General features: G+C 63.5%; 15 protein-coding genes. 1 reads left to right on the top strand and 14 read right to left on the bottom strand.

Going from position 1 to position 14,751, the window contains the following annotated elements; translation table 11 throughout:
* Window positions 1-20: 20 nt before the first annotated feature.
* The 13 genes from leuA to hrcA form a co-directional block, all read right to left on the bottom strand.
* Complete coding sequence (gene leuA, locus HLG82_RS04080; RefSeq protein ID WP_193327432.1) at window positions 21-1,793, bottom strand: 2-isopropylmalate synthase; 1,773 nt, start codon at window positions 1,791-1,793, stop codon at window positions 21-23.
* 177 nt (window positions 1,794-1,970) lie between these two features.
* Window positions 1,971-3,563 carry a serine/threonine-protein kinase gene (locus HLG82_RS04075; RefSeq protein ID WP_193327431.1) on the bottom strand — a complete coding sequence of 531 codons (1,593 nt, stop codon included), beginning with the start codon at window positions 3,561-3,563 and terminating at the stop codon, window positions 1,971-1,973.
* Window positions 3,563-4,264, bottom strand: coding sequence for an FHA domain-containing protein (locus tag HLG82_RS04070; RefSeq protein ID WP_197550625.1), 702 nt, complete (start codon window positions 4,262-4,264; stop codon window positions 3,563-3,565). Before HLG82_RS04070 ends, HLG82_RS04075 begins: the two co-directional genes overlap by 1 nt.
* Before the next feature lies 1 nt (window position 4,265).
* Window positions 4,266-4,430 carry a PP2C family protein-serine/threonine phosphatase gene (locus tag HLG82_RS04065; RefSeq protein WP_193327429.1) on the bottom strand — a complete coding sequence of 55 codons (165 nt, stop codon included), beginning with the start codon at window positions 4,428-4,430 and terminating at the stop codon, window positions 4,266-4,268.
* Window positions 4,400-5,029 carry a PP2C family protein-serine/threonine phosphatase gene (locus HLG82_RS04060; protein ID WP_193327428.1) on the bottom strand — a complete coding sequence of 210 codons (630 nt, stop codon included), beginning with the start codon at window positions 5,027-5,029 and terminating at the stop codon, window positions 4,400-4,402. Before HLG82_RS04060 ends, HLG82_RS04065 begins: the two co-directional genes overlap by 31 nt.
* 76 nt (window positions 5,030-5,105) lie before the next feature.
* Window positions 5,106-6,485 carry an alpha/beta hydrolase family protein gene (locus HLG82_RS04055; RefSeq protein WP_193327427.1) on the bottom strand — a complete coding sequence of 460 codons (1,380 nt, stop codon included), beginning with the start codon at window positions 6,483-6,485 and terminating at the stop codon, window positions 5,106-5,108.
* A 113-nt stretch (window positions 6,486-6,598) separates the two neighbouring features.
* Entirely contained in the window at window positions 6,599-7,516 is a 918-nt protein-coding gene (gene era / locus HLG82_RS04050; RefSeq protein ID WP_193327426.1) for a GTPase Era, read from the bottom strand.
* Window positions 7,509-8,765 (bottom strand): hemolysin family protein, encoded by a 1,257-nt coding sequence (locus HLG82_RS04045; protein ID WP_246462249.1) that lies wholly within the window; start codon window positions 8,763-8,765, stop codon window positions 7,509-7,511. Before HLG82_RS04045 ends, era begins: the two co-directional genes overlap by 8 nt.
* Window positions 8,765-9,274: an rRNA maturation RNase YbeY gene (ybeY, locus tag HLG82_RS04040; protein ID WP_193327425.1), complete on the bottom strand. Its 510-nt coding sequence runs from the start codon at window positions 9,272-9,274 to the stop codon at window positions 8,765-8,767. The genes HLG82_RS04045 and ybeY overlap by 1 nt, the downstream gene beginning before the upstream one ends.
* A 9-nt stretch (window positions 9,275-9,283) precedes the next feature.
* Window positions 9,284-10,237 (bottom strand): PhoH family protein, encoded by a 954-nt coding sequence (locus HLG82_RS04035; protein ID WP_193327424.1) that lies wholly within the window; start codon window positions 10,235-10,237, stop codon window positions 9,284-9,286.
* Between the two features lie 10 nt (window positions 10,238-10,247).
* Window positions 10,248-10,973 carry a 16S rRNA (uracil(1498)-N(3))-methyltransferase gene (locus tag HLG82_RS04030; RefSeq protein WP_193327423.1) on the bottom strand — a complete coding sequence of 242 codons (726 nt, stop codon included), beginning with the start codon at window positions 10,971-10,973 and terminating at the stop codon, window positions 10,248-10,250.
* Window positions 10,970-12,088 carry a molecular chaperone DnaJ gene (dnaJ, locus tag HLG82_RS04025; RefSeq protein WP_193327422.1) on the bottom strand — a complete coding sequence of 373 codons (1,119 nt, stop codon included), beginning with the start codon at window positions 12,086-12,088 and terminating at the stop codon, window positions 10,970-10,972. Before dnaJ ends, HLG82_RS04030 begins: the two co-directional genes overlap by 4 nt.
* Before the next feature lie 11 nt (window positions 12,089-12,099).
* Window positions 12,100-13,116 (bottom strand): heat-inducible transcriptional repressor HrcA, encoded by a 1,017-nt coding sequence (hrcA, locus tag HLG82_RS04020; protein ID WP_193327421.1) that lies wholly within the window; start codon window positions 13,114-13,116, stop codon window positions 12,100-12,102.
* 94 nt (window positions 13,117-13,210) lie between these two features.
* Between hrcA and HLG82_RS04015 the strand changes: the two genes are divergently transcribed.
* Window positions 13,211-14,068: a DUF3097 family protein gene (locus HLG82_RS04015; protein ID WP_193327420.1), complete on the top strand. Its 858-nt coding sequence runs from the start codon at window positions 13,211-13,213 to the stop codon at window positions 14,066-14,068.
* Window positions 14,069-14,115: 47 nt separating this feature from the next.
* Here HLG82_RS04015 and HLG82_RS04010 read toward each other — a convergent pair whose 3' ends face one another.
* Entirely contained in the window at window positions 14,116-14,742 is a 627-nt protein-coding gene (locus HLG82_RS04010) for a hypothetical protein (RefSeq protein WP_193327419.1), read from the bottom strand.
* Between the last annotated feature and the right edge of the window lie 9 nt (window positions 14,743-14,751).

The raw sequence follows: 14,751 nt of genomic DNA, 5'->3' as shown, positions 1-14,751 counted from the left end.
TGTGTGAGATTGCGACAGGGCTATCGCAGGGCGCGATTGACGGCCGAAATCATGGCCTTAAAGGCCGCGGTCACCGTCGACGGGTCCAGCCCGACGCCCCATAGGATCTGGCCGCCCACCTCGCACTCAACGTAGGAAGCGGCCGTGGCGTCCCCGCCCTCGGACAGCGCGTGCTCGGCGTAATCCAACACGTCCAGTTCGATGCCAATCTTCTTCAGCGAGGCCGTGAAGGCGTCGATGGGGCCGTTTCCGGTGGAGGCTACTGTGAGGTCGTTCGTCGTCCCGTCCTCGCCGCGTTCGGTCAACGTCACGGTCAAAACCGTGTGCTGCCCCTCGTCCGCCGTCGTGACCGTGGTGCCGCGCAAGGAATACTTGCCCCACGGCTCAAGTCCCTCAGCGGCCGTGTAGGGCAGATACTCGTCAACGAAGATCTTCCACAGCTCGTCGGCCGTGACCTCTCCGCCCAACACGTCGGTGCGGTGCTGGACGAGGTTGGACACCTCCACCTGGAGTCGGCGCGGAAGGTCGAGATCCCGGGTGGAGGACAGCAGGTAGGCGACGCCGCCCTTGCCGGACTGCGAGTTGACGCGCACAACGGCCTCATACGATCGGCCCACGTCCTTCGGATCAATTGGCAGGTAGGGCAGCTCCCAGAGCACCGCGTTCTCGTCCCCGCCGGCTTGGGCGACCTTGGCAGCCCGCGCCGCGAAGCCCTTCTTAATCGCATCCTGGTGCGAGCCCGAGAAGCTCGTGTAGACGAGGTCGCCGCCGTAGGGGCTGCGCGGAGGAACTTCCATTGACGTGCAGTATTCGACCGTGCGGCGAACCTCGTCAATGTTGGACAGGTCAAGCTCCGGATCCACCCCGTCGGAAAACAAGTTCAAGGCAACCGTCACCAGATCCACGTTGCCCGTGCGTTCTCCCTGCCCGAAGAGGCATCCCTCAACGCGGTCGGCACCCGCAAGGAGGGCCAGCTCCGTCGTCGCTACCCCGGTTCCCCGGTCGTTGTGGTTGTGAGCGGACAAGGCCACGAACTCACGGCGCGAAAGATGACGGCTCATCCATTCGATCTGATCGGCGTACACGTTCGGGGTCGAACGCTCCACGGTGGTCGGCAAGTTGAGCACGATCTCGCGATCGGGTCCGGGCTGCCACACGTCCATGACCGCCTCGCACACCTCGAGGGCGAAGTCCAGCTCCGTATCGACGAAGATCTCCGGCGAGTACTCGAAGCCGACGACGGTCTCGTCGCCGAAACACTTTTCCATGTAGGAGATCAGGTCCTGCGCGCCGCTCACCGCCAGCTGCTTGACCTGTGCACGGTTCATGTTGAACACGACGTCACGGAAGACAGGCGCCGTGGCGTTGTACAGGTGGACGGTCGCGCGCGGCAGGCCCTCAAGCGCGTCAACAGTGCGATGAATGATCTCGGGCCGGCTCTGTGTCAGCACCGAAATCGTCACGTCCTCGGGCACGGCATCGTCGTCGATGAGCGAGCGCACGAAGTCGAAATCCGCCTTCGACGCGGCTGGGAATCCCGTCTCGATCTCCTTGATGCCGATGGCCAGGAGCAGATCGAACATCTTGCGCTTCTTGTCCGGGTCCATCGGGTCGATCAGCGCCTGATTGCCGTCCCGTAGATCGGTGGACAGCCAGCGCGGCGCCTTCGTAATCCGCTTTCCCGGCCAGGTGCGGTCCGGCAGCGACACCGGATTCGATTCAAGAAAGTGGCGATACTTCGAAATCGGCATGGACGAAGGTTGCTGACGCGATCCAAAACCTGCAGTCTTCATTGTCTCTCCCATTCGGCCCCACATGGGCCCATCGTGGCGGGTAGTGTGAGCCAACATCAATTCCCGCGGGGAGGCGTCAGCTATTGACCTCGCCGCGGCACATAAGGACCAGTGCCGTGATCATGGCGTCAGCCTACACGGATCCGCACGCTTCGGGGCGGCGTTCCACGTAACGAGCTAGCTCGCCGGGATCTCCAGTTCAGTCACGGCAAGCCCAAGCTCGCTTTGCACTTCCTGCAGGCCGCGACCGATCTGATCGACCGACGCCGTCCGCGCATTCACGTCCCTCTCAAGCGCCCCGGCCAACACCGCCACGAGCTTGTCAAAGGCAAGCCCCGTGACGCCAGGAATCTGCGGGTAGCCGATGTCGGCGTTCTGCACACGCTCGATATAGGCCCGCTTGCCCAAGCCGGCGGTGGCGAATGGCGCGTGGCCATAAATGGCGGTGTAGAGGGTCGCTCCCATCGAATAGACGTCAGCAAGATAGGTGCATTCCTCGCCGCGCAACGCCTCGGGCGCCGCCCACGGCAGGGACATGCCGGTCACATCCGTGCTGGAGTTTCCCACGATCTGCGCAATTCCGAAGTCCGACAGAGCGAAACGGCCAAACGCCGTCGTCAGCACGTTCGAGGGCTTGATGTCGTAGTGGGCGATGCCGAGCATGTGTGCCGTGTGCGTCGCCCCCGACAGCTGAATCCCCATGCGCAGGACCTCCTCGATCGGAAGCGGGCCGTCCACGAGCCGCTCGGCGAGCGAGGGCCCGGGACAATATTGCATGACAATGTAGGGCTGACCGGTAGGCGCGACGTCGGCGTCGAAGATACTTACAATCGACGGATGCCCGCCCAGTTGCCCCATCACATCGATCTCCGAACGAAAATCTCCGCTGCGCCCCTTCCCGGATCCCACCCCAACCTTGATCGCGACCAAGCGCTTGGGTGTCTGCTCCTCATAGAGAAAGACGTCCGCGTAGCCGCCCGAGCCAAGGTAGGACTCGAAGACGAAATCGTTGAGTTCGGGCGCCGTCAGCGGCTGCTCCGCGGCGTGCGTGTGGCCCGCGATGCCCAGGGCCTGCAGGGCCCAGTCGGAGGTGAGGCTCGGCTCGGAGACTTCCTCGTCCAGGTCCTCGGCCATGAGCGTCTCGGGAAAATCGAGCGCAGCGATCGACACGGCGTCGTGTACGTCGACAACGACGGCGGTGGCCGCATTGCGCTCGTCGCTGACGAGCACGGCCGCAGCGCGCTGGGCGCGCGGAAGCTGAGAGATGACGTTGCGAATCCGACCCGCGGAATGCGCCTCACGCAACGATTGGGATAATAGGACGAAACGCTCGCCCGCCCGCATCGGCTGCAGGCGGAAGTCCCCGCCCACCTCGGAGCTAGATGTGCCGTCGTCGTGGACAGCCGTGAGCGGCCCCATCGAGTGGACGAGCCAAGAGTAGTGACCGTCCTCCTCCACGACAGCCAGGAGCACGGCACCCAGATTCACCGACGGCATGTCCACGTCGGTGGCCATGAGGGTAATCGTTGCCAGATCGGATTCGGCGGCCGTCATCGCGTCGTTCCACACGCGGCGAACCTGATGGACGTCGGGGATTCCGCCCGCGCGGGCGAGCGCGCCAAAGCCATCGCGCAGGCGCTTGGCCGCCACGCGGGCACCGGGCTCGTCCGCGGGATCGATGAGAAGAAAGATGGGGGCCTGTGCCACGGCACCCAGGTAGTCCCCGCCGATTGACCACCGAAGTATGTATTGGCCGAGCTCTACTTGCATCAGTCGTCAAAATCCATCGGGTGGGCAAGCATGTCGACGTCGTCGACCGTCACCAGGCGGGTAGCCACCGCATACTCAACGAGCCGGGCGCGCCGGTTGACGGCGAGCTTCTCGGGTCCGCCGTGCAGGCCGCGCACGCCATGGCGCGTCAGCTTTTCGCACACGTGGTCGAGCTTGCGATTGAATCGCGTCAGCGGCCAGCCCAAAAGCTCGGCTGCCACCTTCGAAGACGGAATCGACGACGTCGTTCCCGTGCCTGCCAGCACCGGTCTGGCAAGGGCAACCACGAGTAGCTTCTGCGACGGCGTCAGCTCGACCGGGCCGATCGTCGTCACCCCCGAATCCTCATCCTCGTTGACCACGTTGGCCGGAGCGTACGGAGGCTCATCGTTGACGATCGTCATCTCGTAGGTCGTCGGGCCAGCGGTGAAAAGCAGGTTAGTGCGGGCGTAGACAAGCGGCAGGCGTGCTCCCGGCGCGAGGTAAGCTTGGGTCTGGCCGTCCTCGTCGGCGAGTGTGGCGGACAGGCGAGATCCGAGGTTGTCGATCCAATACATCCCGTCCTGGTGGGTGATCACAAGAAAGCGACGGTGCAGGTAGGGGTTGTCATCGAGCTCGAGCGGGCCCTCGCGTCCAATGAGAAATGGTTCGTTCGGGTCAACCGTGAACCATTCTCCGACGAAGTCAATGGACAGTGCCACGTCATTCTCCAATCTGTGCCAAAACGATAGAAACGTTGTCATGACCGCCGGCGGCGAGCGCCGCGTCACGTAGTTCTTCAACGGCCTGCTCAATCGTCGACGCTCGACGAAGAACGTCCGAGATTTCCTCATCCGTCAGCTCATCGTGCAGGCCGTCGGAACACACCAGCACATAGTCACCCGCGGTGAATTCAGCGGCGGCGAACTCCACGCGAGGGGCCCATACGTGCCGATAGCTCTGGTGATGATGTTCTTGCGCGGGTGAACATGCGCCTGCGCGTCGGTGATCTCCCCCGCATCGACCATCTCCTGCACTAATGAATGGTCGCGCGTGAGCCGCGCCATTTCTCCCCCGCGGTAGCGGTACACGCGAGAGTCGCCCACGTGGAACACGATCGGCTCGCGCGCTAAGTAGACGCCGGCGATGGTCGTCCCCGCAGCCTTGCCAATGTGGAGGACCGAGGTGGAGGTCGTACCCCGCGGATCGCCGTCGACATACCGGCAAATCTCGTCCGCGGCCCTCATGAGGCCAGCCGTGATCGTCGACTCGTGCTCGCCGCGCTCGCGCTCCGATTCCAGCTCCGGCAGCGCGTCTTTGAGCGCGTCGATCGCACAGGTGGCGGCCACATCGCCGAGGGTGTGCCCGCCCATGCCGTCAGCCACCGCAAACAGGCGTTCTGTAGTCAAGAGGCGATCCTCGTTGCGGGCGCGCACGCGGCCAGTATCGGTGATCGATACCGTCGTTGCCCTCAGTCGATTGGTCACGAATCCTCCTTGGATCGCCCTCCATATTAGACGCCGCAGCCAGATTCGGCACGCCGCACAGCGATGGCCGGGAGACTCAGAAGAACGGCGAGGGGTAGATGCCCCAGTATGCCAGGGCGAAGAGGAGCAGAATCTGCCCCGTGACGACCACACGCAAGGACGCCCCGGCGCGGCGCGTCAACATGGGCCGCGCGTACCACCGTGACGCCGCAAACACGAGGAAGAACAGCGCGAGGAGGCCAAGGATCTGCACCCCGAGCACGCCGCCCTGTACCACCCACCGGTTTGTCTCATAGGACAAGGCCAGCCGTGCCACCGCCATGACGTAGGCGAGAAAGGCCAGCCACGTGAGTGTGATGAGGACGCCGCTGGCGAGGATCGGCCGGCCCACACCGCGGTATGTTTGCCGACGCGCCCACGGTAGGCGTCCGCCGATCATGAGCAAAGAGCCCAAGAGTGTCAGCATGAGCCCTGAGGCGAGGATGGCCGCCATAGCGTCTCCGGAGCCAAACCACCGCGGGGTCTCCAGCGTCTGGGCGGTGTAGTCCTGGCGAGGTTGGGCGCCCGCCACCGCCGGGCTCATGCGCACCGACGAGGGAAGACCGTTGATGAAATCCGAGATGTCCTGGTAGGGCTGGGATTGAAGCTCCTTGTCGATGCGCAGGCCGTGGTCGGCGTCCTTGTAATAGCGCAACACGAGGTCGTCGTTGCCCGCTTCCTTAAGATCTTCGGCAACGCGAATCGGCCCTTGCACGATGGGCATCGAAAGGTCCTTTGTCCCGTAGGCCATCATGACGGGCACGGTGATGCGCTCGTGATATGGGCCGGGATCGAAAGTGGCATACAGGAAGTTTCCGTCCGCGATCGCCCCCGAGATGAGCCGTGGGATGGCCTGATACAGCGCCGAGGGCGCCCCCAATTTACGAAGATAGGCGTCGGCGGCGAACGCGCCCTGTTCACGGATCGGCATGGCCGGATCCGACACGAGGACGAGGAAAGCCGCGTCGGCGTCGTTGACGACGGCGATCGGGGCGATCAACGCTCCTTCAGACTCGCCGTAATAGCCCACCTCTCGGGCATAAACCGAGCCTTGCGCCCGTAGCCACGTCGCTACGGCCTGATATTCCTTCGACAATCCAACGTAATCGCGCTCGAAAGCGGAATAGTGGTTGAGTAGCTTGTCGGGGACCGCGGTCACAATTCCGGTGGAAGCTAGCCACGTGGCGTGTTGCGCGAAGGCCTTGTGGGTGAAGGTCCCGGTGCCGTGCAAGAAAACGATTGCTGGGCTCTGGCCCTCCTTGCCCACCGGTTCGCGTAGCGTCACCTGGATTTTCTGGCCGTCACTCAGTGCCACCTCGTGTATCGAACTGGCAACCTCAAAAGCGCCCAGCCTCGGCGTATTGACCGCGGAGATGATCGCCGTCGACGCCGTCTGAGGGACGATCAGATTCGTCATCGGTTGAGGATTCCAGCCGGGCCCAGCCCACGCTCCCCACGCGCCTAGGACGAGAACGGCGAGCACCCACGTGAGAACGAGCGGTACCCGCCGCCTAGCCCCGGTGCGTGCGCTCAAAATCCGAGCCGTCCCAGCATCTTCGGGTCGCGCTGCCATTCCTTGGCGACCTTGACATACAGGTCGAGGTAGACCTGCTGACCCAGGAGACGCTCGATCGACTCGCGGGCCTGCTTGCCCACGCGCTTCAAACGGGCGCCGCCCCTACCGATGACGATGCCCTTCTGCGACTCGCGTTCGACGAAGAGGCTGGCGTGGATCGCCATGACCGGCGGGCGATCGTCACCGTCCTTGCGCGGCCGGGTATACATTTCCTCGACGACAACGGCGATCGAGTGCGGCAACTCGTCGCGCACGCCCACGAGGGCGGCCTCTCGAATCAGCTCACCGATCAGTTCCTCTTCCGTCTCGTCAGTGATCGAATCGCGTGGATAGAGCGGGGGGCTGAGCGGCATGCGCGTGAGCAGAAGCTCGGCCAGCAGCTGGACTTGGTCGCCCTTGACGGCGCTGACTGGAACGATCTCCTCGAAGTCGTGCAGTTGGGAGACTTCGATGATACGGTCGGCCAGCTTGTCCTTGGCGACCTTGTCCGTCTTCGTGATGACGGCGATGATGGGCGCGCCCGTCTTCTTCACGAGGTCGAGCAGGAAACGGTCGCCCGGCCCGGTCGGCTCATCCGCGGGCATGCATAGGGCCACGGCGTCGACGTCGGAGAGCGACTCCCCGACCATGTCGTTCAAGCGCTCGCCGAGGAGCGTTCGCGGGCGATGAAGGCCAGGGGTATCGACGACGATGAGCTGGCCGGCGTCGAGCTGGACGATGCCACGAATGACCCGGCGGGTCGTCTCGGGCTGATCCGCCGTGATGGCGATCTTCGTGCCGACCATCGCGTTGGTCAACGTGGACTTACCCGCGTTTGGCCGTCCCACCACGGAGACGAAACCAGCGCGAAAATCAGGGGGGAAATCATTCATCATTTTCCTCAGCTCGTTGGGCAATAACACTGACGAGGCGCTTTCTGCGCCCCTCGAAACGGTCGGCTTGCAGGTGTAGCCCGGCAATGTTGGTCGCCGACCCGCGGATGGGAATGCGGCCCAGCCCCTTGGTCAGCAGGCCGCCGATCGTGTCCACGTCCTCGTCATCGAAGTCGATGTCGAAGATCTCCACGACGTCGTCAATCGGCATGCGGGCCGGAACTCGGTAGACGCCCTCGCTGATTTCTTCGATCTCAGGAAGGGCACGGTCATGTTCGTCAACCATCTCCCCCACCAACTCCTCGAGCAGATCCTCGATGGTGACCAGGCCGGCAATGCCACCCCATTCGTCGACGGCGAAGGCGATGTGGTTCGATGTTGCCTGCATCTGGGCGAGCAGGTCGTCGGCAAGCATGAACTCCGGAACGAAATGGGCCTCACGCATCACGTCGGTCACCAGTAGCCCGTCGGCGTCTGTGCGCCGATGAATCCGGCGCACCACGTCCTTCATGAACAGCACCCCGAGCAAATCGTCGGAGGATTCTCCGATCACGGGCACACGCGAGAATCCCGACCGGGTAAAGAGTGACAGGGCATGATCGAGATCCTCCGTGGAATCGATGGCCACCATGTCGGTGCGGGGAACCATCACCTCTCGCACGATCGTATGCGACAGTTCGAACACGGAGCGCAGCATCGAGCGCTCGTCGTCTTCCAACACTTCGGATTCGGAAACGCGCTCGACCATCACCTGGAGCTCGTCCTCGTACCGGTTTTCGCGCTCCTCCTCGTCGTCGGGCTCGCGGCGGGTGACGAACACGGAGCCAAGACGCGCCAGAGGCCACACCACCGCATCGCCAACCCGCAACGCCTGCACGGGATACTTCGCCCCCACGTCGGTGCGCAGCCACGCGTTCATGGCCATCAGAGCGAGCACGGAGATCACGACGGTCAGGGTCCACACCGCCCACGGATCATGGAGAAAGTCGGCCACGAGTGTGGACACACCGAGGGCGAGGATGAGGAGAAAAACGTTACGCAGGGCCATGACTGCGGCGAGCGCTGCGGGCCGACGCTGATAGATGCGGGTCAAGTGCTTGCCCGCAGACCCGTCTTCCAGGGCCTGGCGGACGCGCGGGCGCGTGATCGAATTAAGCGCCTCAAGCACGACGCCCGTCAGCGAGGTACCAAGCAGGGCCACCACCGCCACGACGCTCGCGAGGGCCAAAGAAACTTCGGATTCGATCATTAGTCGTCGATCGTGGGCGCGATGTCGTCAATATCTCCCGACCCGTAATCGTGGGGTTTACGGGCGAGGAAGGTCAGCAAGAGCCGGCGCTGGAGATCAAACATCTCCTTCTTTTCCTCCGGCTCGGCGTGATCGTAGCCAAGCAGGTGCAAGATACCGTGCGTGACAAGGAGAAGAACCTCTTCCATGGTCGCGTGTCCCGACTTCAGCGCCTGGGCGGCCGCCACGGTCGGGCAAACCACAATATCGCCGAGCATGCCCGGCTTGGGTTCGGTGCCCACCGGAGCGGGTCGGATCTCGTCCATGGGGAAGGACAGCACGTCAGTGGGGCCGGGAAGATCCATCCACTCTACGTGGAGCGTGCTCATCGCCTCTTCGTCGACGAACAGGATGGACAGGTCAGCCTGCGGATGAACACGCATCTCGGTGAGGACGTATGCTGCCAGCTCCGACACTTCGCTCACGCCGATGGCAGGCTCGAAGCCGGATTCGTCGTTGACTTCAATCATGTCTTCCCCCTATTCCGCATCGAAGCGGGCGTACGCGTCGATGATGTCCGCCACGAGCCGATGGCGAACGACGTCGGCCGAGCCAAGCTCGATGAACTTGATCTTGTCCACATCGCGCAAGATGCGCCGCACGAGGCCCAGTCCCGAGGTCTGCTTCGAGGGCAGGTCGACCTGAGTCAGATCACCGGTGATGACCATCGTGGAGTTAAACCCAAGGCGCGTGAGGAACATCTTCATCTGTTCGGGCGTCGTGTTCTGCGCCTCGTCGAGGATGACGAACGCATCGTTGAGCGTGCGTCCACGCATGTAGGCCAGCGGCGCAACCTCAATCGTGCCCGCGGCGAGCAGCTTGAGGATCGCATCGGGATCGATCATGTCATAAAGCGCGTCATACAGCGGGCGCATGTACGGGTCGATCTTGTCGTTGAGCGAACCTGGCAGATATCCCAACGACTCGCCAGCCTCCACGACGGGGCGGGTGAGAACGATGCGATTGACCTGCTTCTTCTGGAGCGCCACAACAGCCTTGGCCATAGCCAGGTACGTCTTGCCGGTTCCCGCGGGCCCGATGCCAAAGACAATGGTGTTCTCGTCAATCGCGTCCACGTAGGCCTTCTGGCCGAGCGTCTTGGGGCGGATCGTCTTGCCACGGTTAGTCAAAATGTCAGTGCTCAGCAGGTCCGTAGGCTTGGCGAGCCCGGATCGAAGGATCGCGATGGCACGCTCGACGGCGTCGACCGTCATGTGCTCCCCCGTCCCCGCCACCGAGATCAATTCGCCCAGGAGATCACGAGCAAGCGCGACGTCGGACTGCGGGCCGCTGAGGCTAATCTGTTGGCCGCGCACATGTATGACGACGGGCGCGAGGCCGCGTTCGAGCGCGCGAAGAACCTCGTCCCGGTGCCCGAGGATGTTGATCATCGGAATCCGGTCCGGCACGTTCATAGTCGCTGTTGTTTCCATTGCCCTTATCCTACCGGCTATAAGCGCGGATGACGGCCGTGGCCCACGCCCCCGCGCTCGCCGAACGTAACACGTGTTGGCCCAAGAGGATGGTACGCGCTCCGGCACCTTCGAAGGCCTCGATCTCTTGCGGGGAGATGCCGCCCTCTGGCCCCACGATCAGCATGACGTGCCCGGCCAACGGCATAAGGTGCGGTAGGGGCGTCGTCGCTTCTTCGTGGCACACGAGCACGGTCCCGTCGAAGTCGGCGATGATCGAGGCCAGTTCCTTGCTCGTCACAGCCGGACGAACCTGTGGCACATAAGCGCGCCGCGACTGTTTCGCCGCCGCCCAGGCGGTGTCGGCGAGCTTCGCCCGGCCCTTGTCCGCCTTGGCGCGGTCGTTCCAGCGCACGATGGTACGCTCACTCATCCACGGAATGAAGGCGTCGACCCCGAATTCCGTGCACGTCTCGATCGCCTGCTCGTCGCGCCCGCCCTTGGCCAGCGCCTGCACGAGCGTGAGGTGCGGATCGCGCGCGTCCTCGCGCACGCACCCCAGGCGCCGACCCACGACCTCGCTCTTGGTCACGGACTCGACCTCGATCGTGACGCGCAAGCCACGCCCGTCAACGACGTCGATCTGCTCGCCTACCTTCGTGCGGCGCACGGTTGCGGCGTGGCGCCCCTCGCTGCTGCCGAGGACGATGCGTTCGGCGTCGACGAGGTCAGGGTCGATGTAGGTTGGCCGTGTCATCGCCCGCTCAAGCGCTCCCAAATCCGATCAAAAATCGAGGAGCTGGAATGCACCAACGAGCCGGTGTCCTCCCCACGTTGGGCTGCGAACTCCTCCAGTAGCTCGCGCTGGCGGGCGTCGAGCTTCGTCGGCGTAGCCACCTGAATCTGGACCTTCAGGTCGCCACGGCCACGGCGGTGCAGGCGCCCCACGCCGAGCCCGTCGAGGACCTCCACCTGGCCAGCCTGCGTGCCCGGCTCGAGCGTGAGACTACGCTCGCCGTCAAAAGTATTGATCGAAATCTCGGTGCCCAGTGCGGCCGACGTCATCGGCACCTCGAGCGTACACAGCAGGTCATCGCCCGATCGGGTAAAGACCGGATCCGCCTCGATGTGCACCTGTGCAAACAGGTCGCCGGCGGGGCCGCCTGCCAAACCGGCGTCGCCCTTCCCCTGAAGACGAATGCGCATCCCTTCTTCGACGCCGGCCGGGACCTTGACCGTCACCGACTGATTGGCGCGGATGCGCCCCTCTCCCGAGCACTCCCCGCACGGGGTGACGATGATGGTGCCGTAGCCCTGGCAACGCCCACACGTCGCCTGAGACATGACCGGGCCGAATAGGGACTGGGTCACGCGCTGGGTACTACCCGTGCCGTCACAGTTGGTGCAGATCACGGGCTCGGTACCGGGCTCGGTCATCTGTCCCAAGCAATGCGGGCATTCGATGATGGCTTCGTGGCTGATCGTCTTGTCCGTGCCGAAGACGACGTCCTCGAGCGTCAGGCTCATGCCCACGAGGGCATCCTGACCGCGGCGGGTGCGCGAGGCCGGGCCCCGGCGCGTGTTACCGCCCCCGAAGAAGGTGTCAAAAATGTCTTGGAACCCACCGAAGTCTCCGCTGAAGCCGCCTCCGGCGCCACCTCGCAATGCGTCTTCTCCGCCCATGTCGTACATCTGACGCTTCTCGGCGTTCGAGAGGACCTCGTATGCGGTGTTGACTTCCTGATATTTCTCGGTCGAACCGCCGTTGGGGTTGTCCGGATGCAGTTCGCGCGACTTCTTCCGATAGGCCTTCTTAATCTCAGCCTGGGTAGCGTTTCGGCTCACGCCAAGGATGTCGTAATAATCTGCCACAGTGTCCCTTTTTAGTTAGCTGCAAGAATGTCGGATAGGTACTTCGCCACGGCGTAAACCGAGGAGATGTTGGCCGTGTAGTCCATCCGGGTCGGTCCTATGATGCCAAGTCGGGCGAGCGTTTTCTGGTCAGGCCCCACGTAATTGGTGGACACCACAGAGGTTTCGCTGAAAGCATCACCGGAGTTCTCACGCCCGATGCCCACGTGCAGGCCGTCTTGCTGGTTGGCGAGCATGCGCAACAGCACCACTTGCTCTTCAATAGCGTCAAGGATCGGGAAGACAGAATGCTCGAAGTCGATGTTATAGCGCGTGAGGTTGGCCGTCCCGGCAACGACGACCCGCTCCTCGGCCTCGTTGGCCAGCGTGTCTTCCACGGCCCGGCCGATAATATCGGCGGCGTCGACCAGCTGATGCGGAAGACACGCAGCGAGTCGCGCAAGTGCTTGACCAAGCTCGGGCAGTTGCAGCTCCTCCAGCTCGGAGTTGACGGCGAGGCGCAGCGCGGCGAGGTCATCGGCCCCCAACGCGTCCGGAAAACTGACCACGCGCTGTTCGACCCGTCCGGCGTCAGTGATGATGACGACGAGCACCTTGCGCTCGGTCAGCGCTACCAGCTCGATGTGGCGCAAGGACGTGCGACGGAGCGAGGGATACTGGACCATTGCCGTCTGGTTCGTGAGGGAAGCCAGGAGGCGGACAGCGCGCGTGATGACGTCATCGAGGTCGACGGCGTCGTACAACATGCGTTCAATCGCGGCCCGCTCGGCCCGTGAAAGCGGCTTGACGTCGGCAATCTGGTCAACGAACTGGCGGTATCCAGCGTCAGTAGGGACGCGCCCGGCCGACGTGTGTGGCTGATGAATCAGCCCGGCCTCTTCGAGCGCCGCCATGTCGTTGCGAACAGTCGCAGGCGATACTCCCAGGTGGTGACGCTCGACAACGGCGCGTGAACCCACCGGCTCCCCCGTTTTGACGTAGTCCTGCACAATCGCGTTCAGAACCATTGCCCTGCGCTCGTTATTCATCTCCCCTCCTTCGGTAGCACTCCCCCACACCGAGTGCCAATTCTACGCCGTGTTGTCGAAATATCCCAGTCCCCGACGCGATAGCCTTGGGCTTATGCCACATGATTATTCATTTCCCGGCCAGGATCGATACGGCCACGACGTCCTCTCCTCCGCCCGCGCCTCACGCTTTTCCGACGTCGAGGTCGAGGTTGGCATGGTCATCGAGGATCCCTCCTCGGGATTCGTCGGAGAGGTCATGAAGGTGGGCAAGGTTGCCGGGCAGTGGCAAATGGAGCTGGAAGACTCGCGCATGCACCGCCGCCAGTTCCCCCTCGGCAGAGGGTTCTGGCTCGAGGGCCAGGCCGTCAATCTCCTGCCGCCCCGCCCGAAGAAGCGTGCGTCCACCCGGAAGATCACTGCCTCCGGCTCCTTCCACGTCGAACACGAAGCGCGCATTGCCCAGGCCAGCCGCATCTGGGTAGAAGGTAAGCATGACGCCGAACTCATCTCGAAAATTTGGGGCTCGGACCTCGCCTACGAGGGAATCATGATCGAAGAGCTCTTCGGCGCGGACAACCTCGCGCAGATCCTGGCCGTCTTCGGGCCGAGCAATTCCAAGCGGGCGGGCATTATGCTCGACCACATGGTCGAGGGCTCAAAAGAAGCGCGCATCGCCGCCGAGGTCTCGCGCATGGAGGGTGTCCTTGTCCTCGGCCACCCCTACGTCGATATTTGGCAGGCCATCAAGCCCGCGGTGGTCGGCCTGAAGCAGTGGCCGTACGTGCCTCGCGGGGAAGATATCAAGGCCGGAACACTTAAGCGGATGGGCTGGCCCTACCAGTCGAAGGAGGACATCGGGCTGGGGTGGAAACGCATCCTCGACTCCGTGCGCGACTACCGCGACCTAGAACCCGCCTTCCTCGGCCGTATGGAGGAACTCATCGATTTCGTGACGGTGCCCAGCCGCTAGACTCACCGACGACGCCGAGTCGTCCGGCACCGTCCGCACGACGCCGTCTACGTCCACGCCTCCTCGGGGATCAACCCGATGATCCCCTGGGCGTGCTCGTCGACGGTCTTGAGCCGCTCCACCTGATCCTCGCGGTGGCCGTCAAACATGAACGTCACCTTCTCCCCAAGGAAATGCGCCGCCTGCAAGCCCGGCCATCCGAGGAGGAAGCGCCGTACGGCGTCGTCGAGGAATGCCGGAACGTCACCGGCCCCTTCGTACACGAGTTCCCCGTCCACGACGCGCACGAGCGCTTCGGAAAATTCAGGCTCCGCGCCGTCCGAGCGCTGCGGTATCTCGAGAGTGAAGAACATGTGTGTCCCCACCGACGGGGCAACGAATGTTCCCGCCCGCCACGCGGGCCGGCGCCGACCGGAACTGACCGCCTCGATTCCGTGCGCCTTGGCGCTAATCGGCCAAAATTCTGGCAAGTCGGCCGTGCCGAGTAGGAACAAGGCGAGGTTGTCAGTCGTATCCTTCACCCGCCACCCCTCGGCGCGCATGCGCCCCTTCAGCCGCGAGGCCTCATCCCAGCTTCCCTTCGAGTTTTTCGAGACGAGCGCGAATGCCGTGTATAGCAGCGGCAGGCCAATCAGGAGGCCAAGAAGTGTAAAGACGATGTAATCACGGTGCATGGTTGTCTC

This window comes from Trueperella pecoris (assembly GCF_014926385.1).
Classification (GTDB): domain Bacteria; phylum Actinomycetota; class Actinomycetes; order Actinomycetales; family Actinomycetaceae; genus Trueperella; species Trueperella pecoris.
Note: the sequence above shows the minus strand (reverse complement) of the source record. Positions and strands in the feature narration are given on the sequence as shown.